This is a genomic window from Flavobacterium sp., assembly GCF_031409475.1.
Classification (GTDB): Bacteria; Bacteroidota; Bacteroidia; order Flavobacteriales; family Flavobacteriaceae; genus Flavobacterium.
Map to the genome: position 1 here is coordinate 13,361 of NZ_JANNXH010000045.1, position 25,020 is coordinate 38,380.

General features: G+C 33.7%; 20 protein-coding genes, 1 pseudogene and 1 riboswitch. Of the genes and pseudogenes, 6 read left to right on the forward strand and 15 right to left on the reverse strand.

The genetic code is table 11. The annotated features are described in order from the left end of the window. Window positions 1-29: 29 nt before the first annotated feature. From RMO53_RS08655 to RMO53_RS08670, 4 genes are all read right to left on the reverse strand, one after another. Window positions 30-1,274: a GTP-binding protein gene (locus RMO53_RS08655; RefSeq protein WP_310379708.1), complete on the reverse strand. Its 1,245-nt coding sequence runs from the start codon at window positions 1,272-1,274 to the stop codon at window positions 30-32. 82 nt (window positions 1,275-1,356) lie between these two features. Continuing rightward, window positions 1,357-2,094 (reverse strand): DUF2490 domain-containing protein, encoded by a 738-nt coding sequence (locus RMO53_RS08660; RefSeq protein ID WP_310379710.1) that lies wholly within the window; start codon window positions 2,092-2,094, stop codon window positions 1,357-1,359. Between the two features lie 3 nt (window positions 2,095-2,097). Next, complete coding sequence (gene cysD, locus RMO53_RS08665) at window positions 2,098-2,997, reverse strand: sulfate adenylyltransferase subunit CysD (RefSeq protein ID WP_310379712.1); 900 nt, start codon at window positions 2,995-2,997, stop codon at window positions 2,098-2,100. Window positions 2,998-3,118: 121 nt separating this feature from the next. After that, the gene (locus tag RMO53_RS08670; protein WP_310379714.1) at window positions 3,119-3,820 is read right to left on the reverse strand and encodes a phosphoadenylyl-sulfate reductase; all 702 of its coding nucleotides are present in this window, start codon (window positions 3,818-3,820) and stop codon (window positions 3,119-3,121) included. 198 nt (window positions 3,821-4,018) lie between these two features. On the opposite strand from RMO53_RS08670, the gene RMO53_RS08675 reads away from it, so the two are divergent. Further along, on the forward strand, window positions 4,019-4,801 hold the full coding sequence (locus tag RMO53_RS08675; protein ID WP_310379716.1) for a sulfite exporter TauE/SafE family protein: 783 nt from the start codon (window positions 4,019-4,021) through the stop codon (window positions 4,799-4,801). 105 nt (window positions 4,802-4,906) lie between these two features. On the opposite strand, the gene RMO53_RS08680 is transcribed toward RMO53_RS08675, so the two are convergent. The 7 genes and pseudogenes from RMO53_RS08680 to thrA all read right to left on the reverse strand — a co-directional run bounded on the left by RMO53_RS08680 (window position 4,907) and on the right by thrA (window position 11,543). Continuing rightward, window positions 4,907-5,317, reverse strand: coding sequence for an Rrf2 family transcriptional regulator (locus RMO53_RS08680; RefSeq protein ID WP_310379718.1), 411 nt, complete (start codon window positions 5,315-5,317; stop codon window positions 4,907-4,909). Between the two features lie 13 nt (window positions 5,318-5,330). Next, window positions 5,331-5,750 (reverse strand): putative toxin-antitoxin system toxin component, PIN family, encoded by a 420-nt coding sequence (locus RMO53_RS08685; protein ID WP_310379720.1) that lies wholly within the window; start codon window positions 5,748-5,750, stop codon window positions 5,331-5,333. Beyond that, on the reverse strand, window positions 5,740-5,952 hold the full coding sequence (locus RMO53_RS08690) for a hypothetical protein (RefSeq protein ID WP_310379721.1): 213 nt from the start codon (window positions 5,950-5,952) through the stop codon (window positions 5,740-5,742). Before RMO53_RS08690 ends, RMO53_RS08685 begins: the two co-directional genes overlap by 11 nt. A 103-nt stretch (window positions 5,953-6,055) precedes the next feature. Then, window positions 6,056-6,142: pseudogene (locus RMO53_RS08695) on the reverse strand (transcriptional regulator); the annotation flags it as partial. A 105-nt stretch (window positions 6,143-6,247) separates the two neighbouring features. Further along, window positions 6,248-7,420, reverse strand: a complete 1,173-nt coding sequence (locus tag RMO53_RS08700; protein ID WP_310379723.1) for an aminotransferase class I/II-fold pyridoxal phosphate-dependent enzyme — start codon at window positions 7,418-7,420, stop codon at window positions 6,248-6,250. A gap of 179 nt (window positions 7,421-7,599) precedes the next feature. Continuing rightward, window positions 7,600-8,034: an OsmC family protein gene (locus tag RMO53_RS08705; RefSeq protein ID WP_310379725.1), complete on the reverse strand. Its 435-nt coding sequence runs from the start codon at window positions 8,032-8,034 to the stop codon at window positions 7,600-7,602. 116 nt (window positions 8,035-8,150) lie between these two features. Beyond that, window positions 8,151-11,543 carry a bifunctional aspartate kinase/homoserine dehydrogenase I gene (thrA, locus tag RMO53_RS08710; protein ID WP_310379727.1) on the reverse strand — a complete coding sequence of 1,131 codons (3,393 nt, stop codon included), beginning with the start codon at window positions 11,541-11,543 and terminating at the stop codon, window positions 8,151-8,153. Window positions 11,544-11,623: 80 nt separating this feature from the next. After that, window positions 11,624-11,728: riboswitch (SAM riboswitch) on the reverse strand. Between the two features lie 991 nt (window positions 11,729-12,719). Here thrA and metK point away from each other — a divergent pair. After that, on the forward strand, window positions 12,720-13,970 hold the full coding sequence (metK, locus tag RMO53_RS08715; RefSeq protein ID WP_310379729.1) for a methionine adenosyltransferase: 1,251 nt from the start codon (window positions 12,720-12,722) through the stop codon (window positions 13,968-13,970). Window positions 13,971-14,119: 149 nt separating this feature from the next. After that, window positions 14,120-15,898 carry a DUF4153 domain-containing protein gene (locus tag RMO53_RS08720; RefSeq protein ID WP_310379730.1) on the forward strand — a complete coding sequence of 593 codons (1,779 nt, stop codon included), beginning with the start codon at window positions 14,120-14,122 and terminating at the stop codon, window positions 15,896-15,898. Between the two features lie 19 nt (window positions 15,899-15,917). Here the strand turns inward: RMO53_RS08720 and RMO53_RS08725 are convergent, their stop codons facing one another. Next, a complete protein-coding gene (locus tag RMO53_RS08725; RefSeq protein WP_310379732.1) occupies window positions 15,918-18,596 on the reverse strand; it encodes a TonB-dependent receptor in 2,679 nt (892 codons plus the stop codon). Window positions 18,597-18,636: 40 nt separating this feature from the next. Further along, window positions 18,637-19,542 (reverse strand): GLPGLI family protein, encoded by a 906-nt coding sequence (locus RMO53_RS08730; RefSeq protein WP_310379734.1) that lies wholly within the window; start codon window positions 19,540-19,542, stop codon window positions 18,637-18,639. 129 nt (window positions 19,543-19,671) lie between these two features. Here RMO53_RS08730 and RMO53_RS08735 point away from each other — a divergent pair, with 129 nt between their 5' ends. Genes RMO53_RS08735 through RMO53_RS08745 form a run of 3 tightly spaced genes read left to right on the forward strand, consistent with a single transcriptional unit; the run spans window position 19,672 to window position 21,702 of the window. Continuing rightward, window positions 19,672-20,463, forward strand: a complete 792-nt coding sequence (locus tag RMO53_RS08735) for a hypothetical protein (protein ID WP_310379735.1) — start codon at window positions 19,672-19,674, stop codon at window positions 20,461-20,463. Then, entirely contained in the window at window positions 20,463-21,077 is a 615-nt protein-coding gene (locus RMO53_RS08740) for a deoxynucleoside kinase (protein WP_310379736.1), read from the forward strand. Before RMO53_RS08735 ends, RMO53_RS08740 begins: the two co-directional genes overlap by 1 nt. Window positions 21,078-21,111: 34 nt before the next feature. Next, window positions 21,112-21,702, forward strand: a complete 591-nt coding sequence (locus RMO53_RS08745) for a carboxymuconolactone decarboxylase family protein (protein ID WP_310379738.1) — start codon at window positions 21,112-21,114, stop codon at window positions 21,700-21,702. Between the two features lie 107 nt (window positions 21,703-21,809). Here RMO53_RS08745 and RMO53_RS08750 read toward each other — a convergent pair whose 3' ends face one another. Next, entirely contained in the window at window positions 21,810-24,278 is a 2,469-nt protein-coding gene (locus RMO53_RS08750) for a sodium-translocating pyrophosphatase (protein WP_310379740.1), read from the reverse strand. Window positions 24,279-24,381: 103 nt separating this feature from the next. Beyond that, a complete protein-coding gene (locus RMO53_RS08755) occupies window positions 24,382-24,984 on the reverse strand; it encodes a DNA-3-methyladenine glycosylase 2 family protein (protein WP_310379741.1) in 603 nt (200 codons plus the stop codon). Window positions 24,985-25,020: the final 36 nt, after the last annotated feature.

A 25,020-nucleotide genomic window follows, 5' to 3' on the forward strand; every position in this document is an offset into this window, starting at 1 on the left:
TTCCTTTTGGGGACGATTGTAGATGGAAACTATTTTATAAATCCTACTCCTGAGGTTGTATTGGTTGCAGCATCAATTAAGATAAAAGCACCGTTTGATTTGTTGTCCGTATAGGCATCAAAATACAAGGCTTTGCTCAATTTTATGGTTACTTCGCCAATTTCGTTAATGGCTAATTGTGTTGCTGGCGTAGTTCCTGAATAATCGGTTGCGATTACGTTTTTTACACTTTCGATTTTGGCCAAAACTCTATTGGTGTTGTGTTGCACAAAATATTTTGCGCCTGGAACCAATTTTTTACTATCCATCCAACAAACGGTTGTTGTAATGTCTTTTTCAATTTTAGGAAGTTCGCCAGATTTTACAATCATATCGCCTCGCGTTACGTTGATATCATTTTCTAATTCTAAAGTAATTGAAGAACCTGCAACGGCTTCGTCAAATTGCTTATCGAAAAAGTGAATGTTTGTTACTTTAGATTCGGTTAATGAAGGAAGCACTGTTACGGAATCTCCTACTTTAATAGTATTTCCATATAATTTTCCAGCGTAACCTCTAAAATCGTGGTATTCCTCTGTTTTTGGACGGATAACCGTTTGCACTGGAAAACGGGCAATTCCGTTTTCATAAATATCATTTGGCTCTAATGTTTCAAGATGTTCCAAAACTGTTTGCCCAGTATACCAAGGCATATTTTCTGATTTTTCCGCGACATTTCCACCATTGATTGCACTTAGCGGAATGTAACTTACGTTTTGTTCTTTGAAAGCACTTTTTGCATTTAATGCCTGAAAATCAGTTTTGATTTTGTTGTACACTTCTTCAGAATAATCAACCAAATCCATTTTGTTTACGGCAACAATTACATCTTTTACACGCAATAAATTATTGATGAAAAAGTGACGGTACGTTTGCTCAATTACTCCTTTTCGAGCATCGATTAATATAATCGAAACTTGCGAAGTCGAAGCTCCAGTTACCATGTTTCGAGTATATTCCACATGACCTGGAGTATCAGCAATGATGTAACTTTTCTTGGCAGTCGAAAAATAAATGTGCGCCACATCAATAGTAATTCCTTGTTCACGCTCGGCTACCAAACCATCCGTTGCCAAGGAAAAATCGAGATAATCGTATCCTTTTTGTTTACTGCTTTTTTCAATTGCTTCAATTTTATCAGTAGTTAACGATTTTGTATCATACAATAATCTTCCTATTAAAGTACTTTTCCCGTCGTCGACACTTCCCGCTGTTGCTATTTTTAAAACTTCCATTTATTTATTGTTTGTAGTTGATTTTTTTAAAAATCGAAATCAACTTTATTTATTACTTTATTTTATTTTGTAAAAGTAAAAGCTACTTGTATAATTTAATTTTATGAAAAACTGACACTCTAATTATATTTCTATCAAAATAATCGACTCCGCTTGCTCTTTGCTGAAAACTGTTTAAATAACCCAATTCTAACGAAAAATTTTCATTAATACCATATTGAAAAGCAGCATAAATTCGGTTTTGATCAAACGTGTTTTTAACAATTCCATTTCCCGTATTTATTATTATTTCATCCGATAGGATTGTTTTTAAGAATTGCTTTTCATGCTTCCAAAAAATATAATCTCCTTGTATTCTATATCGAAATCGCATGGCAAATGTGGTTCCGCTTATTAAACCATGTGTGTCAAATTTTTGAAAAAATCGTTCTTCAATTTGATACCTGTGATTCAAATTTATTTTACCAAAATTTTGCTTGAGCACCAGATCATGCTGTATTCGATATTCTGGTTTATTAAACCCTGATTCAACATTTGGATCTTGTGTTGCCACCGAAAAATATGCGAAACCTGAACCTAAATCTATTTTCTCGTTAACTTTATACCTTCCCTGAACCCGAATCACAAACAAGTTTTGTACAATTGAATTTGTAAAAACTCTATTATCAAACTCTGAATGTATTGACCACTTTTTATCTATTTCTAGCTGATTGTAATATCGTGTCCAGAGCAATTCTTGATGTTGTATGTTTTTCTGTGTTTGGGCAATTAAAATACTATTGCTTGTTATAAAGAAAAACAACACTAATTTTTTTATCATTTTCTAAAAATACCCTTGTTGTTTCCTTTTTTCCATTGCAGCTTCGGAACGTTTGTCATCGATTCTTGCGCCTCTTTCAGAAATGGTTGAAGTTCTAATTTCGCCTACGACTTCTTGAATGGTTGCTGCATACGACTCAACTGCTGCAGTGCAACTCATATCGCCAACGGTTCTAAAACGAACAATTCGTTCTTCGATTTCTTCGTCTTCTTCTTGATAAACAAACGGCGAATGCGACCATATTAATCCATCACGCAAAAATGTTTTACGCTTGTGCGAAAAATAGATCGACGGAATTTCGATTTGCTCCTCTTCGATATAACTCCAAACATCGAGTTCTGTCCAATTCGAAATTGGAAAAACACGCACGTTTTGTCCGTTTTCAATTTTTCCATTCAATAAATCAAATAATTCTGGGCGTTGGTTTTTTTCGTCCCATTGTCCAAAATCATCCCGAACCGAGAAAATACGTTCTTTGGCTCTAGCTTTTTCTTCGTCGCGACGTGCACCACCGATGCAAGCATCAAATTTGAATTCTTCAATTGCGTCCAAAAGCGTTGTTGTTTGCAACACATTTCTGCTAGAATATCTTCCTGTTTCTTCGACTACTTTTCCTTCATCAATAGCATCTTGTACATTTCGAACAATTAATTCTAATCCTAATTCGGCCACTAATCGGTCTCTGAACTCAATAGTTTCCGGAAAATTATGTCCCGTATCAACGTGTAATAACGGAAAAGGAATCTTTGCTGGAAAAAATGCTTTTTGTGCTAAACGTACTAATGTAATGGAATCTTTTCCGCCAGAGAAAAGCAAAACTGGTTTGTCAAATTGAGAAATCACTTCTCTGAATATATAAATTGCTTCGCTTTCGAGAGCATTTGTTTTTAATATTGAACTCATATTTATTAGTTTAAAAGTTTAAAGTTTAAAAGTTTAAGGTTGCACCCTTTATTAAAATCTCTAAACTATTATTATTTTTTCTATACTCTTTATTGTATTTTCTAACTTCTACTCTCTAACCTTATTTCTGATGCAAACCACATTCTTTATGACTCGATTCCCACGACCATCTTCCGGCTCTGATATCTTCTCCAGGTGCAATTGCTCTGGTGCACGGCGCACAACCTATGCTTACAAATCCTTGCTTGTGCAATGCGTTTTGCGGCACATTATTTTTATCTAAATAATCTTCGACTTCTTTCAAAGTCCATTTTAACAATGGATTGAATTTTATAATATTGAAATGCGCATCGTATTCAAAGGCAGCTAAATCGTTTCTGTTTTCGGATTGTTCCGCTCGTAAACCAGTAATCCAAACGGCATTTCCTTTCAATGCTTTGGTCAAAGGCACTACTTTACGAATAAAACAACACTCTTTTCTGTTCTCTACAGATTCATAGAAACTGTTTGGTCCTTTTTGATTTAACAAATTTTCAACAGCTGTTGTTTCAGGAAAATAGGTTTTGATGTCTATTTTATATTTTTTTAAAGTCTTATGAAAAACATCGTAGGTTTCTTGAAATAACCTTCCTGTATCTAACGTAAAAATGGTAATTGGCAAATCATTTTTGGCAATTAAAGCTGTAATCACTTGATCTTCTTGTCCAAATGAAGTCGAAAAAACCACTTTATCCTTATATTCATTAGCCAAAAAAGCAAATGTTTCCTCGATAGAGAAGTCGGCTGTTTTTTCTAATAAAGTATTTATGATTGATTTGCTCATTTTATTTTTTTGTAAAAATCTATTATCCTATCGGAATAGTAGATTGTTTCGCAAAAATACTACATATTTCTAAATAACAAAATAATTTTAGTCTTTTTTATAGTAATTTTATAATTGTTTTAAAATATTTTTCATAAAGTCTACTATGTCTATAGGATAATTATAAAATTTTATTATTTTTGACAAAAATTTATAATTATGGATTTACAATTAGGCTTAATTATTGCCGGTTTAACTGTTGGTTTCATAGTGGGATTAACAGGCGTTGGAGGAGGTTCATTGATGACTCCCATTTTATTATGGTTTGGAATTCCACCAACCACAGCCGTTGGAACCGATTTATTGTATGCTGCTTTTACAAAAATGGGAGGTGTATTTGTACATCATAAAAAAAATAATATAAATTGGACCATTACAGGTTGGCTTTCGCTAGGTAGTGTTCCTGCTGCTGTACTTACTTTGTGGATATTACATAGCATAAAAACAGATATTACAGCTGTAAATTCAATAATAAAATACAGTTTGGGTTGGGCACTCCTTTTTACATCGGTGGCTATTTTGTTCAAAAAAAGGCTTTTACTATTTTCTCAGAAACATGCTGGCGATAAGTTTCATAGTGAAAGCAAAACTCAAAATGTATTAACTGTCGCTATTGGTGTATTGCTGGGAGCAACTGTAACCCTTACTTCTATTGGAGCTGGTGCTTTGGGAACTGTAACTTTATTTTTTCTATATCCACTTTTGCCAACACCACGATTGGTTGGGACTGAGATAGCACATGCTGTTCCTTTAACTCTTGTTGCAGGATTAGGACATGCCACAATGGGAAATTTAGATTTGGGACTTTTAGGACAATTATTAATAGGATCGCTTCCTGGAATTTATTTAGGAAGTATGTTGAGCGGAAAAGTACCCGATTTATTCCTTCGAAATGCTATAGCAATAATGTTATTTTTCGTAGGCTATAAATTGGTTTTTTAGCAAAAATTTAAAAACAGATTACCAAAAACAAACCGCAAATTCGCAGATTCGCAGATTTAAAATTTTTTTTTTTTTAATCTATGAATCTGCGGCAATTATTGTTTTTTAAAAAGCAATATCTGCTAAGGAATTATTCTCAAGAATCTTCAAGGTATTGTCTCGAACCTCGATCATGAGTTTGCGTACCGCACAAGCGGCTTCGTCAGTGCAATCGTCGCATTTTTCATAAAAATTATGGCTGGCGCAAGGCAACAAAGCAATTGGTCCTTCGAGAATACGGTACACAATGGCCATGTTGATGTCTTTGGGTTCTTTGATTAGGTAATAACCGCCGCCTTTTCCTTTTTTGGCTCCAAGAAAACCGGCATGACGCAAGAGCAACAAGATACTTTCTAAAAATTTTATCGAAATGTGTTCGCTTTTTGCTATTTCAGCAATTTGTATTGGCGTTTGGTTTTCTTGGCGCGCCAAGAAAGTCAATGCTTTTATTCCGTATTTTGTTTTTTTTGAGAGCATAAAGAGTGCTGATTTATAGATTTTTAAAAGATAAGAAATCTGAAATTGTTGTTATCGAAGTTTTTTCAAATAACTTTATATCTAACAAATCATTATCTCCTGTCAAAAGAAAATCTACTTTTCCATCTTTGGCTAATGAAAGTAAGAAATTATCTTTTGGGTCTCTACAAATAGTGATTTTTGATTTTATAATTACAAAATCAGCGTATTCATCAATGGTTTCCAAGATATTTTCGATGTCAATTTTTGAAAAAAACTTTCTGAATTTAGGTCTTTTGGTTACCTCTAAAAACTCATCGAGTAATTCTTTACTAAAAACTAGCACTGCTTTTTTTTCAAAAATAATAGCATCTAGTCTGGATAAATCTTTTGAAATTAAAAAACTTATCCAAAGATTGGTGTCTAAAATAATTCTGTCAACTTTATTTGGCATGACGTTTTGCTCGAACTGTATCTACTTCCTTTGCAATTTCTTCTAAAGTGGGCGAAGTAGCATCATTTGAACGCATTTTTTTAAGAACCGCTGCAAAATTATTTTTTGAAGATTTGCGTATTGCAATAAGGTTTAAGTCAGCCAAATCTTTTAATAATTTAGTGGCTTTCGGGTTCAAAATATCGATTTGTATTGTGTTCATTGTACTGTTTTAAATGATGTAAAATTATTTCACAAGAGTTGTAAAGATAATTAGATTTGTGATACAATGTTTGTTAACCAACTATTTTTGTGCAGTCTAAATTTTCAGCAATTTGTATTGGCGTTTGGTTTTCTTGGCGCGCCAAGAAAGTCAATGCTTTTATTCCGTATTTAGTTTTTTTTGAGAGCATTTTATGATGTTTACTATTTTAAATTGTACTTCAAATATCGTAAAATTTTAGTCCTCATTTCCAAAGCTTTGTCAAAGTTTAAAACTTTGACAAAGCTAAATGAGATTAAGTCAAAGCCTGTTCCAAATCCGCAATAACATCTTTCACAGTTTCCAATCCTACAGAAACACGAACCAAACCATCAGTAATGCTTACTGCCAATCGTTCTTCGACTGTTAATTTACTGTGAGTTGTTGATGCTGGATGCGTAACAATTGTTCTGGTATCGCCCAAATTTGGTGATAGTGAACACAATCTTATTTTGTCTAAAAATGCTCTTCCGGCTTCAAGACCGCCTTTTATTTCAAAAGCTACAATATTTCCGCCCAAACTCATTTGTTTTTTTGCAATTTCATATTGCGGATGCGATTTCAAGAAAGGATATTTCACTTTATTTACGTTGGGATGCTGTTCTAAAAATTTGGCTACTTTCATCGCATTTTCACAATGTCTGTCTAAACGTACGGCCAAAGTCTCTAAACTTTTTGACAAAACCCAAGCATTAAATGGAGATAATGATGGTCCTGTAAGTCGAGAAAACAAATAGATTTTTTGAATCAATTCGATATCTCCAACAGTTATTCCGCCCAAAACTCTGCCTTGTCCATCAATTAATTTTGTAGCCGAGTGCACCACCAAATGTGCTCCCCATTTTATGGGTTGCTGTAAATAAGGTGTGGCAAAACAATTGTCGATAATCAAAATCAAATTGTGCTTTTTGGCGATATTTCCCAATAATTCCAAATCGATTATATCTACGGCTGGATTTGTAGGCGATTCGGCAAAAAGAATTTTAGTGTTTGGTTTTATACAACTTTCAATAGTTTCGGGTTTATTGATATCAAAATACGTTGTTTCGATATTCCACTTTGGAAAATAATTGATAAACAAGGAATGGGTCGCGCCAAAAACACTACCGGCAGATACAATATGATCCCCAGAATTAAGCAATGCTGCAAGAGTAGAATATACTGCTGCCATTCCAGAGGCAAAAGCAAAACCCGATTCTGCTCCTTCCATTTTACAAATTTTCTCTATAAATTCGTTGGTGTTTGGATTGCTGTATCGGCTGTAAATATTGCGCTCTTTTTCTTCGGCAAATGAAGCCCGCATATCTTCGGCGTCTTCAAATACAAAACTAGACGTTAAGTACAAAGGCACAGAATGTTCTAAATATTGAGTGCGTTCTAATTGGGTGCGTATGGCTTGGGTTTCGAACCCAAATTCTTGTTTGTTCATTTTTTTTGTTTAAAAAGTTTCAAGTTTAAGGTTTCAAGTTTTAGACATCAGGTCTAATGCACTATATTCTTAAACCTATAATTTTTTGTTATTTAGATACCTACAAGGTTAAAAAACCTTGCAGGAAATTCCGGTTGTCCTGCAAGGTTTTTTAACCTTGTAGGTATGCTATTTTGAAATTAGCTTTTGGATAATTCCTCACCATTCAAAACTACTTTATAATTTATGGTTGCTGTTGGTTCTACTGTTTTTGAAACAGAGCAATATTTTTCGAAAGAAAGTTGTGCTGCTCTGGCTGCTTTTTCGGCAATTATTTTTCCTTCTAAATAAAATACTAAGTAAATATCTTTAAATGGTTTTGCTTCTCCAACTTGCACACGTTCGCCTTCGACTTCGGCTTTGAAAGATGTGATTTCTTGGCGTTGCTTTTTTAGAATCGAAATCATATCAATCGCACTACAACCTGCAACTGCCATTAATACTAATTCCATTGGGCTTGCACCTTTATCGTTTCCGCCAAAATCAGATCGTGCATCTACATTTACAATATGCCCACGATCGTTTTTCAGTTCAAAGTGGAAGTTTTCGTTTACTCTATTTAATGTTATTTTCATTGTTTTATTTTTTTTGGACGCTGATGACGCGGATTTGCTGTCGCAAAAACACAGATTTCAACGAATTTTTTTCTGAACACTTTGCAATATGAGATTGCTTCGTTCCTCGCAATGACTTACCCTTTATCCGACAATCGCAATATATCGCCAAAAACGCCTCTCGCTGTAACTGCTGAACCTGCTCCTGCGCCTTGAATCACGATTGGTCTGTCTCCATAAGATTCCGTATAAATTTCGAAGAACGAATCCGACCCTTTTAATCCACCCAAAGCGGTATCCGAAGGTACGGAAACTAATTTTACTTCGAGATTTCCTTTGTCGTTTTGTAAATCTCCTGACAATTCGCCTATGTATCTCAGGACATGATTGGGTTCTTGATCTTCTTTTATTTTTGCATAAATTGGGTCAAATTCTTTTAGTTTTGTCAAAAAATCTGTAACGCTGCCTTCTCGCAAATGTTCTGGGATTAGGTTCTGAATATTGATTTCTTCGAACTCGTTTTGCAAATCTAATTCCCTAGCTAAAATTAATAATTTTCGACCTACATCATTGCCGCAAAGGTCTTCTCTTGGATCGGGTTCAGTGTAACCGTTATCGATTGCTTCTTTCAATATTTCGCTAAACGGTGCCTCTTTTGCAGAAAAATTATTGAATAAATAACTTAAAGTTCCCGAGAAAACGCCTTTAATTTTGGTGATATTTTCACCCGAAAGATGCAATAATTTTATGGTGTCAATCAATGGTAAACCTGCACCAACATTAGTTTCGTACAAATAATTTTTTTGGTTGTCTGCCAATACTTTTCGTAATTTTTTATAAAAACTATAACTCAAGGTATTCGCTACTTTATTCGAAGAAATCAAATCGAAGCTGCTTTCTGCCAACGGAATATAATTCTCCACAAATGTTACACTTGCCGTATTATCTATGGCAATCAAATTCTCCAAATGATGCTCATTGGCATAAGCAATAACATCATTAATGGTATAGGAACTGCCGTTGTTTTGTATTTCGTTTTTCCAATTTGGGGAAACTCCATTTTTGTTTAAAAGTACGTTTTTAGAATTTGCAATCGCAAAAACATTCAGTTTGATGTCTTTACGTTTTTCGATAGCAGCAGCGGATTCTAATATTTGATTAATCAAAGTACCGCCAACCAATCCGTGTCCGAAAATGGCAATGTTTATTTTCTTGGAAACCCCAAAAATTTCTCCGTGAATTACATTCAATGCTTTGTGAAGTTGCGCTTTTTTGACTACTAAACTTACATTTTTTCCGGTCACTGTATTATTGAAAAGTATGGGGACAATTTTGTTTTTTATCAGCGCTGTATAGGGTTTATGAAACGTACTTAAATCCTGACCAATGATAGAAATAACCGATACATCATCGGTTACGGAAATGCGGTTCACATCTTTGGAATAGAAGTCATTTTCGAATTCTTTTTCTAAAGCAATCATTGCTTTGGTCGCTTTTTCGGCAGCAACGACAAGACCAATTCCACGTTCTGACGAACCTTGCGAAATAATGCTTACGCTAATATCGTTATCGCCCATTACTTTAAAAATACGAGCATCAACACCAGTTTTCCCTAGCAAACCTCTACCTTCGAGGTTTACAAGCGATACGTTTTCGAGTACCGAAAGTGTTTTGATTCCTGCTGCATTTGAATTTGAAGTGATTAAAGTTCCTTTGTTTTCGTAGTTGAACGTATTTAAAATACGCAAAGGAATATTTTTTTCTAACAACGGAATAATCGTTTTGGCATGCAAAATTGTTGCTCCAAAATTGGCCAATTCATTGGCTTCATTAAAGGATAAATGCTCAATTTTTTTAGCATCTGGAACTAAATCTGGGTTTGCAGTGTAAATTCCGTCTACATGCGTGTAATTCTGAAGTTCTTCGGCATCGATATAATTTGCTATAAGCGAAGCTGTATAATTACTGCCATTTCTACCTAAAGTAGTGGTGTCATTATTTGCATTTGAACCTATAAAACCCGTAATGATATTTATGGCTTCATCGTTATTTTGTTTGAAATACGCAATAACATTTTTCTTAGAAACTTGTTCTAACGGATGCGCATCTCCAAATTTCGAGTCGGTTTTAAGAAGTTCTCTTGCGTCTGTAAAACGCGCATTTATTCCTTTATCCTGTAAAACCGCCGCGATTAATTTTGCCGAAAGCAGTTCGCCTTGTGCCAGAATTTGATCTTTTATTTTTGCACTAAAATCACAAATCAAACTTACACCTTCGAAAAGCTTATCTAATTTTTCGAATTCTTCGGATAGATTTACATTGGTATAACAATCTTGTTGGTAGGTTTTGAAGCTTTCTAAAAGGGGTTTATAATTTCCGTTTTTTGCGGCAATTGTCAAAATATCACCTAGCTCATCGGTTGCATTTCCTCGTGCCGAAACTACTACAGCTATGTTTTCGCCTTTGTTTTTTTTGTCGATAATAATATCGAAAACTTTATTTATTCCATCGCCGTTGGCTAATGATTTTCCGCCAAATTTTAATATTTTCATTTTGTCTTTTTTATTTTTAAAAACAACATCCAATAGGTTGTTTAATTGATCGTACTCCATTAAAAACGCATCGTGTCCGTGTTGGGAATCGATTTCGCTATAGAATACATTATTTTTAAATTTTTTGATTTCGTGATAGGTTTCTCGGTTTTCATTCGCTGTAAAAAATAAGTCCGAATTAATTCCTATAATATAAATATTAGCTTCTACTTCGGTAATTACTGCTTCAAAAGAAGTATTGTTTCTAGTAATATCAATCGTTTTTAGCAACTGATTCATCATTTTATAAGCCGAAAGCTGGAACCGTTTTTGGAGTTTTTCACCATGATGATTCAGCCAACTTTCGACTTGAAAAGTTTCAGAAGAATCCGTAGATGTGCGCTGAAATTTTTCTTTAAACGACTCGGGAGTTCGGTAACACAACATAGCGTGAATACGCGCATCTTCGATAGGTTTTGAGGAATTGTTCAATATTTTTTCTTGCAAATAACAATTGGCAATCAACCAATCTGTCGATTTCCAATCGGATGCAATTGGGATTAAATTTTGGGTCAATTTAGGCTCAATTGCGACCATTTCCCATGCAATTCCGCCACCAACCGAACCGCCAATGATGGCAAATAATTGTTTGATTTTAAGAAATTTAATTCCTTCAATAAAAAGTCTAGCAATATCTCTGGTATTAAAATCTAAATAATTTTTTATGGTATTTCCGTCGAAACCATTTCCAGGAACATTAAAACATAGTATCGTATATTTATGAATATCGATGGTTTTGTTTTTACCAATTAAGTCGTTCCACCAACCGTTTTCGCCAATAACTTGGGAGTTTCCAGTCAAGGCATGATTGACTAAAACTATTGGAGCCGCTTTTATTTCTGGTCCAAAAGATTGATAACTCAAATGGATTATAGGATAAATTACACCGCTTTCGGTGGTGAAATTTTGCAATGCAATGTGGGATAATTTATTTTCCAATTTTCAAATCTTTTGTAATTTTTGATTTGTACCTGGAAATATTAGAAAGAAAAACTAGAAGTAAACTAGAGGAATTCTTATTGTTATCTTCTTCGCCGCGGCGAATAGAATGTAGCACCTTTCGATTGTGGCGTAGGTTGCTAAGCTTTCATCGGGTCTATTCCCTCGGGCTTTCTTTATAACATTTCAATACGGATGTGAACTTAAAGGCACAAATTAACTACTATTATTTTAAAAAACCAAATTAACTTTTGTTGGTTTTTTATTTAAAAGTAAAAGACAGTAATAAGTTGCGTCAGAAATTGACACAACCTATCACGCTTTTTTTGTGAATACAATTGTATTTAAATAAATAGGGTTTCATTATCATCAGAATACATTTGTTTAAGCAGTGTATTTGATTCCGTTTTTGGTACTGTTTGCTTTTTAAATTTTGTTTTAAAATTTTTAAGCAAGTGTATTTTTTTTGAGAAAAAGTTTAGTGTTTTCATGATATTATGTTTTAGTTTTGTTTTTGCATTGAATAAAAAAACCCTTTTAGATACGATTCCAAAAGGGTTTTAAGTGTTTTACTTATACTTTTTATTTGGAATCAACAGACCTTAATGCATGACACGGCTTTTGCACAAATCATTGATTTGACAGTAAACGCATTCATTTGTTGTGATTTTAAATTTTTCATTACCCTATTGTATAGTTAGTATTCAAAAAAAAAGCTTCCCGTTATCTGGGAAGCTTTTTGCTGTATAATTTTAATTTAAAATTATGCAATAAACGACCCACAGGATTTTTCCTGAATGGCTTTCGACATATTACACACATTAAATTTCATTTTCCCTTTTTTGTTAGTACAAATTTGCAACCTTTTATTTACATATCCAAACATTTTAAAAAAATTAATAAAGTTGTAACATTAACTTAACCTTCGGATTTTCAGGTGAATTATGATTTTGTAAATTCAAATAAAAAAAAGTTAAGATTAATTTGCAATTCAAAACAGTTTCATACCTTTGCACACGAAAACAAGAGGAATAATTTGAACTGATTGCAACCTCAGATACTGAAATAAACTCAGTATTATAAAAAAGCTAAAGCAGGTATTCTTCTTTAGTTTTTCGACTGCAATTCTAATTTTTCTTCGTCAATTAATTTTTAAATTAAATAATATTTTTAGTTATGGCTTATTTATTTACGTCAGAGTCGGTGAGTGAAGGACATCCAGACAAAGTAGCAGATCAAATTAGTGATGCGTTAATCGATAATTTTTTGGCATTTGACCCAACTTCAAAAGTAGCTTGCGAAACATTAGTTACTACAGGACAAGTTATTCTGGCTGGCGAAGTAAAGTCGTCAACGTATTTAGATGTACAACAAATTGCTCGTGATGTTATCAAAAAAATTGGTTACACCAAGAGTGAATATATGTTTGAAGCCAATTCTTGTGGTGTACTCTCTGCAATTCATGAACAATCTGGGGATATCAATCAAGGTGTTGAACGTAAAAATCCAGAAGATCAAGGTGCTGGAGATCAAGGAATGATGTTTGGTTATGCAACCAATGAAACCGTTGATTACATGCCACTTGCACTTGATTTATCACACAAATTATTGCAAGAATTAGCCGTTTTGCGTCGCGAGAATAACGAAATCACTTATTTGCGTCCTGATGCAAAATCACAAGTAACTTTAGAATATGATGATAACAACAAACCGTCTCGAATTGATGCTATTGTAATCTCTACACAGCACGATGATTTTGATGAAGAAGCTGCGATGTTAGCCAAAATCAAAAGTGATTTAGTTGGGATTTTAATTCCACGAATCATCAAAAGCAATCCACAATACGCCCATTTATTCAACGATAAAATTCAATACCATATCAATCCTACTGGTAAATTTGTGATTGGTGGTCCACATGGAGATACAGGTCTTACAGGAAGAAAAATTATTGTGGACACTTACGGCGGAAAAGGCGCACATGGTGGCGGCGCTTTCTCCGGAAAAGACCCAAGTAAAGTGGATAGAAGTGCTGCTTATGCTACACGTCATATTGCTAAAAATCTTGTTGCTGCAGGTGTTGCTGACGAAATTTTAGTACAAGTTTCGTACGCAATTGGAGTTGCAAAACCAATGGGGATTTTTGTTGAAACTTACGGAACAAGCAAAGTAAATATGACTAATGGTGAAATTGCTAAAAAAGTAGAAGCTATTTTTGATATGCGTCCTTACTTTATTGAGCAACGTTTGAAATTAAGAAACCCAATATACAGTGAAACTGCAGCATACGGACACATGGGACGTAAATCAGAAATGGTTACTAAAACTTTTAATGCTCCAGGAGGAAACACAAAAACGGTTACCGTTGAATTGTTTACTTGGGAGAAATTAGATTTTGTAGATCAAGTGAAAACTGCTTTTGGATTGTAAAATTTAACCGTAACGAGTTCGAAGTTTTCGCAAATCCCGAAGCCTCGGGACACAAAGAAAAATACAAAAACCTGACATAATCACAAGTCAGGTTTTTTTGGCTTTATACCAAATTTTTCTATCTTTAACAGAAATATAAATCCCAAAAAATGGCTAAATTTCCTTCAATACAAAGCGTGTTGATTACAACACAAAAAACCATCTCTAGATTCCCACTAGAAACTATTATCACTCTTTTTGGGACTGTTTTCGCCATCTTGCTTTCGGAATTAAAATACACCAGCGACAACGACGATTTGAGAGAATTGTATACAAAAGCAATCATGAGTTGCTCTTTGTGTTTGGTCTTATTTCTATCGGTTAGTTTGTATTTTGAGTCCAAAGTAAAAAACATTTGGATTCGGTTTTTGACTTGTTTAGTGCTTGGTGGCTTGGTAACTGCATTTGTATTTAGCTTTTCGGAGAAAATTACAGAAGTAGAAATAATGCAGTTTTTGGCACTTAATATTGCGCTGCATTTATTGGTTTCATTTGCTGGCTTTTTGCCAAAAACGTATCAGCAAGAAGAATTCTGGGAGTTCAACAAGCAACTTTTTATACGCATCCTAACTTCTGGTTTGTATAGTGGTGTACTTTATGTAGGCTTAGCACTTGCCATTTCGGCAGTTACAAACTTGTTTAATGTTACTTTTTATGATATGATTTATGCGCATTTGTTTTTTACTATTGCAGGTGTTTTTAATACTATTTTCTTTTTGAGTGGTGTTCCTGAAACGAATAATGAAGAAATACCACTGACTTTGAATTATCCTAAAGGGCTTAAAAGTTTCACCCAATATGTTTTATTACCATTGATAAGTCTCTATTTAGTGATTTTGATTTGTTATGAAACCAAAATTTTAGCGACGCTTTCTTTGCCTGTTGGCTGGGTTTCGTATCTGGTTTTGGTGTTTGCAATTTTTGGAATTCTCTCTTTTTTATTGGTTCATCCTATTGCAAACCAAGTTGGAAATCTTTGGATGCGAACCTTTAACCGTTGGTTTTATTATTTGTTAATTCCACTTTTAGGGCTCTTATTTTGGGCAATTTTATATCGAATTCATCTTTATGGATTTACCCACGAACGCTATTATGTATTGTCATTATCCATCTGGTTAACACTGGTTGTAGCCTATTTTTTAATCCAAAAACAACCCAAAATAAAATTCATTCCTATCAGCATGTCTCTAACCGCTTTGCTCACCATTATTGGTCCACAAAGTGCGGATGCCGTTTCTAAAAAAAGTCAACTTTCTAGATTTGAAACCTATTTACAAAAACCTCAAAAAGAAAAACTCACTTTCGAACAAGAGCAGGATTTGAGTAGTATTGTTGATTTTCTTGAAAAAAATTATGGCGCAAAAATTCTATTACCTTATACAAATGACAAACTGAAAACACTACTAAAAAAAGACAAAGACCCAAATTCACCCCAAATCATGGAAGCTTTAGGGTATGAATATCGCTCAAGTTATGAGACTAAAAATGATACCGACTTTAATTATAATTTTTATGAAAATGACCAAAGTAGTATAGAAAATATTCATGGTTTTGACTTGTCGTTTTCAATTTCAAAAAATAATAATTTAGAAGGTAATGAAATCATCAAAATAGATGATAAAACTTACTCTATCAAATCTTTAGAAAAAGAGTACGGTTTAGATTTGCAAATCAATCAAGATATTATTCCGTTGCGAATTGTTGATTTTGTAAATAAAAATTCCGTTTTTGGTCGTAATGATAATACAAACGAAAAGGTTACACAAAAAATTGAAACTTCAAAATATACTGTTTTTATTACTTACCTCAACGTAAGTGGCAAAAAGGAAGGCGCGAAAAAAACAATTGACCTATACCAAATTAAAGTGTTGGTGGATATTAAAAAATAAAAATCTTTAAGAAATTAGATTACAAATTATACTTTAAAGAGAATATCAAATACCTTGGTTGCACTACATATTGTGTTGTTCTTGTAGAAAATTGCGAAAAATTATCGTCGTTTAATGATGTAGTATTTAATAGGTTTGTTGCTGCAATTTTATATTCCCACTTGCTGTCTTTCTTTTGATAAATCAAACTTGTGCTCAAAAAATCATACTCATTATCAACCGTTTTGTCGCTGTTTGTATAATGATAAAATTCGTACTCGGTTACAAATGAAAAGCTTTTTAGAAAGAAATAATCAAGTCTAGCCGAGGGCTTCTCAGTATAAAATTTTCTGCCTTGATAATCATTTATAGACTTGTTATAACCTAATTCAATATTAGGCATGTTTTTAAAATTTGTCGAAGCTTTAAAAGTGTAACTCTTTGTAAAACTCTCTGTGGTTACGTCCAAATTATTTTGAATATTATTAAACTTTGACCAATTAAAATTCACGTTTACTGATGCTTTATAATTCTTTAAAAAAGAACGGCCATAACTTCCCATTCCAGAGAAAGTCTCATCGGCAAAATTTGAATTAAAAGGTGTTGATGATTGATTAATTCCCGCAAAACTAGCTCTAGTTTTTATGGCATCAACTTTTTTATTGTAATTTATATTGGCAAAAATATTTTCGAAATTGAACATGTTGTATTTAAAATACCGCAAAGAATGTGCTTGCGAAGTGGCGTTTTCTAACAATCTATTGCCACGAAACAAATTGCTGTAGCTGGATAAAACATACCCATTAGCCAGTTGATTTATGTCCGTAAAATCATTGGTTAACGAGAAATTATAGGTCAATGTTTCGGCTTTTTTCATTTGATAAAGGGCGAAAAAATCAGGAAGAATTTTTGAAAAATTTTGAGAAAAATTGGAACCTAATTGCTGGTTGTTTGTGTTATAGGAATGCACACTTACTCCGGGTGTAAATGTAAATTTTCCGGATAATATTTTATAATGCAATCCTAAAAACACATCATTAAAACTATATTTTACACGATTGTTGTTCTCAGGATTGTCTAAATCATTAGTGGTGTTATTGTCTAAAATCTGGAAAATGTGGGAGTTGAAATTTTGAAAGGAATTGGTATTTCCTATGGTGATATTAATATTACTTTTGGGCGTAACCATATAGTAATAATCTAGTTTGCTATCAATTTTATTGGTTTTTACAAATCGGTTTTGATTTAAATCATTTCGGTTTTGACCTGAAGTATAGCCCGATAAATTAAAGGGTTGGGTTTGTAAGTTGGCATTATAAAAAGGATTTTCGTCTTGATATAAATGTTGCATTTCAAAGGCAAAAATATTTTTATCACTTTGGGTATAATACAAGCTAAGGCTTTGATTTACTGATGTTGGGTCTTGCTTTTTTTGAGTAAATATGTCTTCGGTTGCAGCTGTATTTCCTATAATGGTTTGCCGTATCAAACTATTATTCTCGTCTTGTTTAGAAAGTTTTGACAACACATCGTAATCAAACTGAAACTTAGCATTGGGTTTGTAAGAAGAACTCAACTTGAACAATCCTAAATTGTTTTTTTGTTTATTTGATTCTTGGCTATTTTGTTTAACACCGCTTGATAAAATGGTGCTTTGCGACTTCGTTTCAATATCATTCAGAGACGAAGAGAGAATTCCAAAACCAGAAATGCTCCATGCTTTAGTAACATTATAAGCAAAGTTTGTAGCGCCAAACTGTGTTTCGATTTCTTTAGCTCTGTTGTTTCTCAGAAGTGAAATTCCTAAATTGTTTGAAGAAACATTAAAATTAGAACCGCCTTTTTGATTTGGATTTCTAAAACCGCCAGTTAGTTTGAAATAATCTTGAATTGTAAGCGGTAATTCACCTATGTTGTTAAAATTAGTAATAAAATTTACACTGTATTTTGGGCTGTAGTAAAATAATTTCGGGTTTACAATATAGCGCTCGTTAGGTCCAGCTCCAGCAGTAATATCACCAAACCAAAAGTTTTTCTTTCCTGATTTTAATTTGATATTCATGGCAACATTGTCTTGGTCATTTCCTAAGCCTTTCAAAGCGCCAACTTCGTTGTAATTTCTTAATACTTGCACTTTATCTATAGCATCCGCAGGAATGTTTTTTAAAGCAAGTTTTGTGTCGCCATCAAAAAAATCTTTGCCTTCAACCATTAATTTTGACACTTTCTTGCCTTCCACTTCGACTTCACCATCGGCATTTACTTCGACTCCAGGTAATTTTTTAAGGATGTCTTCCAATTTACGTTCGGTTCCAGTTTTAAAAGAGTCTGCGTTGTAAACAATCGTATCGCCTTTGATAGAAACAGGCATTTCTCTAACAATTTCAACGCCTTGCAATTCTATTCCACCTTCTTCAAGAGTGATTGTTCTGGTTATATTTTCAGTAGTAGTAACAATGCTAATTTCTTTATTTTGCATTCCTAGGTAACTCAATTTAATACTGTAATTGGTATTTTGCTTTAGCGTGAGTACAAATTTTCCTTTGTCGTTTGTAATTGCATACGAATCCATCGCTTTGGTGTCGAGATTGACCGCCATTACATTTGCCATTTCTAGCGGAACAGCTTTGATGTCAGAAATAATTCCGTCAAATTTTATGGATTGGGAAAAACTTATAGTTGAAATAAAAAGTAGAGCAAAAAGTAGCATTTTTTTCATGAAAGAAATTTTAAAAAATAGTAAATAGTTTGCCGAATTTTTATCCGCCTATTCTAATTTGCATTCCTCCATGACCACCATTGCCACGACCTTGATTCATTTCTTGCATTTCCTTCATTTTTTTTACTACGGTTTCATCATAATCGGTTTGTGAAATTTCTTTCCCATTTGTAGATGCTTTTATGTTTGCTTTATCTTTTGGATTCAAAACAATTTTAGAACATAAAATAATAGTTTTCCCATCGTTTACCTCGAGGATTAAACCAGGCAAACCCCAATAGCCTTCTGGCCCTTGATTTACTGGTATTTCTGGCGTATACCAAGCGGTAACTGTTATTTCTTTGGGCATTTCGATTCCGTCCATGAAGTTGGTCTTTTTTTCTTTTGAAGCTGTTGCAGTAGAATCTGCTTTTTTAGTTTCTTCTTTTTTAGGTCTAAAATTTCTAAAATCGGTTTTACTCGCTGGACGAATTGCGGTTGCTTTGAAACAATTGTAACCTCCAATTAATCGGGTTTCGCCTTCCATTTTCCAGTTAAAATTAGAAAGGGAATCTTTGATTAAAAACTCCTTACCCATAAATTCTTTATCAACAATATAGGTTTTGTTTTTTACATTTTTATAATACGTTCCTCCTCCACCCATCATGGATGACATCATTCTCATACCGCCACCGCTTTGCCCTGGAGCATCGAGTTTCTCTTCTTCTTTATAAATAGATGCTGCTTTATCGAAGTTAAGGATGAATGTTTTTTCGAACATTTTTTTCATTCGCTCTTCGATATTTTTTTGCATTTCGGGAGTAATGTCTTTGTTTCCTTCAAATCTAGATTTAAAATCGGCAGTACTTGTTTTTGATTCGTAAACTGCCATGCCTTGAAACTCTTGCGCTCTAAGTCCAAAATGAGCAGCTAACATAAATGCTAAAGTAAAAATGATTTTGAACATACTATTTTATTTAGATGATTGATGAAGCAAATATGGTTATTCAAAAATATTTTTGTTACCAAATTTTTGTTAAAAATTATATAGTTTGACAAAAGGAAATTTAAAAGGTTTAATGTAATTTAGCCAACCATGAAAAAAATAATTTTATTATTAGTATTCCCGTTTAGCTTTGTGAGTTTTTGTCAGACCCAAAATTTGACGGCTACCGTATTGACTAACAAATCTCTTGCGGCTGATACTTTTATTGGTTATGATGGTTTAGAAAACCTGCATTTCGTTAAAAATGATATTTTATTTAAGCAAAGTACAACCGAGTTGTGGCAATATAGAAACATTTCTTTAGGCAAAATCACTCGTGTCGATTTGCAAAATCCTTTGAATATTGTGTTGTTCTATGAAAATTTTAATACTGTTGTTTTACTCGATAATCAGTTGAATGAAACTCAAAAAATAAATTTCTCCGAAAATAATTTCCCCATAAATGCAACTGCAACTGGAATTGCTACCCAAAACCGACTTTGGATTTATAATAATTTAACTCAAGAAATAGGGCTTTTTGATTATTTAAAAAACACTTTCCAATCCATAACGCCTTCGTTTCAAGGAACTTTTATGCATTATGAAACTGATTTTAATACTTTTTATTGGATTGACGAAAAAAATGATTTATATTCTTGTACTGCTTTTGGAAAAATAACAACTATGGGAAAACTTCCCGTTTTTGACCAATTTCAAGTAATTTCGAGTAAGGCTGTCCTTTACAAAAACAATACTAATTTGTTTTATTATACTTTAAACGATAATAAGTCTACATTAATCGATTTTGATAAAAAAACCTTTATGAAATTTCAATACAGAGACCAAATTTTATCTATTTTTACAACAGAAGGAATTACAAATTTTAAAATCATTTTACCATAATGCATGTAGCAGTAGCAGGAAACATCGGCGCAGGAAAAACGACATTGACACGCTTATTAGCAAAACATTTCAAATGGGAACCACATTTTGAAGATGTTGTAGACAATCCCTATCTCGATGATTTTTATCATCAAATGGAACGATGGTCGTTTAATTTACAAATTTATTTTTTGAACAGTCGTTTTCGTCAAGTGTTGCAAATTCGCGAAAGCGGCAAAAAAATCATTCAAGACAGAACGATTTATGAAGATGCACATATTTTTGCTCCTAACTTACACGCTATGGGTTTAATGACCAATCGCGACTTTCAAAATTACATTTCCTTGTTTGAATTAATGGAGTCATTAGTTAAAGCACCCGATTTATTAATTTATTTAAGAAGCTCAATTCCTAATCTGGTTGGGCAAATTCACAAACGTGGACGGGAATACGAAAACTCGATTTCGATTGACTATTTAAGCCGTTTGAACGAACGATATGAAGCTTGGATTCATACTTATGACAAAGGTAAATTATTGATTATTGATGTTGACAATATTAATTTTGTTGATAATCCCGAAGATTTGGGAGCTATAATCAATAGAATTGATGCTGAAATTAACGGATTGTTTTAGACTATTATTTAAATTTTTCATTTATACAACTATTTTGCCACTAGTAAATCCACTTCCTGCGAACCATGATGCTGAAACTCAAAAATTAGCCGCGTTTTTTAATGAAACTTTGGGGTTTTGTCCCAATTCAGTATTAACGATGCAACATCGCCCTGAAATTTCCAAAGCTTTTATCAATTTGAATATGGCTGTAATGGAAAATAAAGGACGAGTTACCTCTTCGCTTAAAAGAATGATTGGTTGGGTTAGTAGTAATGCTGCAGGTTGTCGTTATTGTCAAGCCCATACGATTCGAGCTGCTGAACGATACGGTGCCGCACAAGAACAATTAGATAATATATGGGAGTATAAGACTCATCCTTCATTTTCAGATGCAGAAAGAATTGCATTAGATTTTTCTGTAGCTGCAACTTTAATTCCAAATGGGGTAAACAATGAAATTAAAACGGAATTGTACAAGTATTGGAATGAAGGCGAAATAGTTGAGATGCTTGGCGTAATTTCGCTTTTTGGTTTTTTAAATCGTTGGAACGATTCTATGGGAACAATAATTGAAACTGGAGCGATAGAAAGTGCAACACAATTTCTCGGCAAAAATGGATGGGAAATAGGGAAACATGCTTAATATTTTAAAAAAATGTAAGATTAAAAGATTTAAAAAAAATGATATTAGAAAAAACAAAAACGGCTTTCAAAATTTGAAAGCCGTTTTTTATTTCTAAAAAAAGTATCTTATTTTAATGAATCCAGCTTCGCTTTTACTTCGGATTCTGTTCCTTCAAAAGTTTGAGTAGTAGATTTTCCGTCTATTGTTTTTGTGTAAATACCTATCACTTTACCATTATCATTTTTTATTTCAACAGTAACACTTTCTTTACTTGAAACTTCTTCTGTATTTGAAACATTACTGTATTCGCAAGTTGCATTTGTACAGCCTTTCGCTTCACATTCTTCTTTAGACATTGAGGAACAATTTTCATTTGCTACACAACAAGTTGCTACTTTATCCGCAGCTTCTGCATGACCATTTCCTAAAATCGGAGCGATAACCAATCCAATCAAACACGTTAATTTAATTAAAATATTCATTGATGGTCCAGAGGTATCTTTGAATGGATCTCCAACAGTATCTCCAGTTACTGCTGCTTTGTGCGCATCAGAACCTTTGTAAGTCATTTCACCATTAATCATAACTCCAGCTTCAAAAGATTTTTTAGCATTATCCCATGCACCACCAGCGTTGTTTTGGAACACAGCCCAAAGCACTCCTGAAACAGTAACTCCAGCCATATAACCACCTAACATTTCAGCAATTAATTGGTTGTTATCTCCGTAAACTAATTTTCCTAAAAGTACAATTGCAATTGGGAAACCAATAGTCATAATTCCGGGTAACATCATTTCGCGTAACGCTGCTTTTGTAGAAATGTCAACACATTTTGCGTATTCTGGTTTTCCAGTTCCTTCCATAATTCCTGGAATTTCTTTAAACTGACGACGCACTTCGTACACCATATCCATGGCTGCTTTTCCAACAGAATTCATGGCTAATGCTGAAAACACTACAGGAATCATTCCTCCAATAAATAACATGGCTAATACTGGTGCTTTGAAAATATTAATTCCGTCAATTCCAGTAAATGTTACATAAGCTGCGAATAAAGCTAAAGAAGTTAACGCTGCCGAAGCAATGGCGAAACCTTTACCAGTTGCTGCTGTAGTGTTACCTACTGAATCTAAAATATCTGTACGAGTACGAACTTCTTTTGGTAATTCACTCATTTCGGCAATTCCACCTGCATTATCAGAAATGGGACCGAAAGCATCAATTGCTAATTGCATAGCAGTTGTTGCCATCATTGCTGATGCGGCTAAAGCTACTCCGTAAAACCCTGCTAAAGCATAAGTTGACCAAATAGCTGCTGCGAATAATAATACGGTTGGAAAAGTTGAAATCATACCTGTTGCTAAACCAGCAATTACGTTTGTTCCTGCTCCAGTTGACGATTTTTGTACAATTGCCAAAACGGGTTTCGTTCCTAATCCGGTGTAGTATTCTGTTACAGATGAAATAGCTCCACCCACAAAAAGACCTACTAAGGTTGCCCAAAAAACATTTAATGATTTAATTTCAATCATTCCTTCACCAAAGAAAGACATTGTCATTACTTTTGGCAACATCATGTCTACTAAGAAATAACAAGCTATTGCTGTTAATATAATAGAAACCCAGTTTCCAATATTTAAGGCCATTTGAACTTGTTTTTCTTTGGCATCATTACTTGAAATTTTAACTAACATTGTTCCGATGATTGAGAATAAAATTCCGAAACCTGCAATTGCCATTGGTAATAAAATTGGCCCAATTCCGCCAAAAGCATCCTCAATTTTTCCGCCCATATCTTTAATAACGTAGTTACCTAAAACCATGGCTGCTAAAACAGTTGCTACATACGAACCAAATAAATCGGCACCCATTCCGGCTACGTCACCCACGTTGTCACCCACGTTATCTGCAATTGTTGCTGGATTACGTGGGTCGTCTTCTGGAATACCAGCTTCCACTTTACCTACTAAATCGGCACCAACATCGGCAGCTTTTGTATAAATACCACCACCAACTCTAGCAAATAATGCTATAGATTCAGCACCAAGAGAGAAACCAGCTAATGTTTCTAGAACGATTGTCATTTTATCTGTTCCGCCATTTGCCCAATCACCACCCATAAAAAAGTGGAAAAAGAAAATAAAGAAACCTGTTAAACCAAGAACTGCCAAACCAGCAACTCCCAATCCCATTACAGTTCCACCACCAAAAGAAACTTTTAAGGCTTGTGGTAAACTGGTACGAGCAGCTTGTGTTGTTCTAACATTGGTTTTAGTTGCAATTTTCATCCCCATGTTTCCAGCCAAAGCTGAAAAGAAAGCTCCAAATACAAAAGCAACTACAATTAATATATGTGTTGTAGGAACAATAAATGTAATTCCTGCCAAAACAATACTTGCTAAAACTACAAATATTGCTAATAATCTGTATTCTGCTTTTAAGAAAGCTAAAGCGCCTTCGTAGATATAATCTGAAATTTCTTTCATTTTGCCATCTCCAGCGTCTTGTTTTAAAACCCAGCTTCTTTTAACTGCCATAAAAAGCAATCCTATAATTGCCATAACTATTGGCACATAAATCATCATTGATTCCATAAATTTAAATATTTGTTATAAATTTTATCGGATGCAAAAGTAATAAAATGTTGTTAAAAAACGAACACATTAACTAGAGAATATGTTTTTCTGTTAAAAAATTTCAATATTCAACTTTTCTGTTTCGTTTTTGTAAGTAATAATGCCAAAGTAAAAAAGTAGCCATCGAGCGATAGGGTGCCCATTTTTGAGCATAAACTTCCATTTCTTCTTTGCTATGGATTTCAAGTAATTCCTTGATGGTATTTATCACAGCAATATCGCCAAGAGGCAGTAAATCTGGCTCTTGAAGTGAAAACATCAAATACACATCGATGGTCCAGTTGCCAATTCCTTTTATTTTAATAAGTTCTTCGCGAACTTGCTGGGGAGATTTATTGGGTAAACTTGTTAAAACAAGGTCTTTATTGAGGATTGCTAGCGCTAATGCTTTGATATAGGATGTTTTTTGACGGCTTACGCCAAAGTTTCGATAGTTATCCTCTGGGATTTCAATAAGTATTTCGGGTTGTATATCCGAAACGTTCGTTTTTATTTTAATAAAAGTTGCCTTTGCAGAATCAATTGATACTTGCTGTTCCAAAATTAATAACACCAATGTTTCAAAACCTTGAGGACGTTTTGGAATAATGGGCAAACCATATTTATCTGTGATGAGTTTGAAAACGGCATCTTTCGCCGAAAGGTATTCGATGGCTTCTTGCATGGTTTATTTTTTTAACAAAAGCTTCCAGCCTTTTGA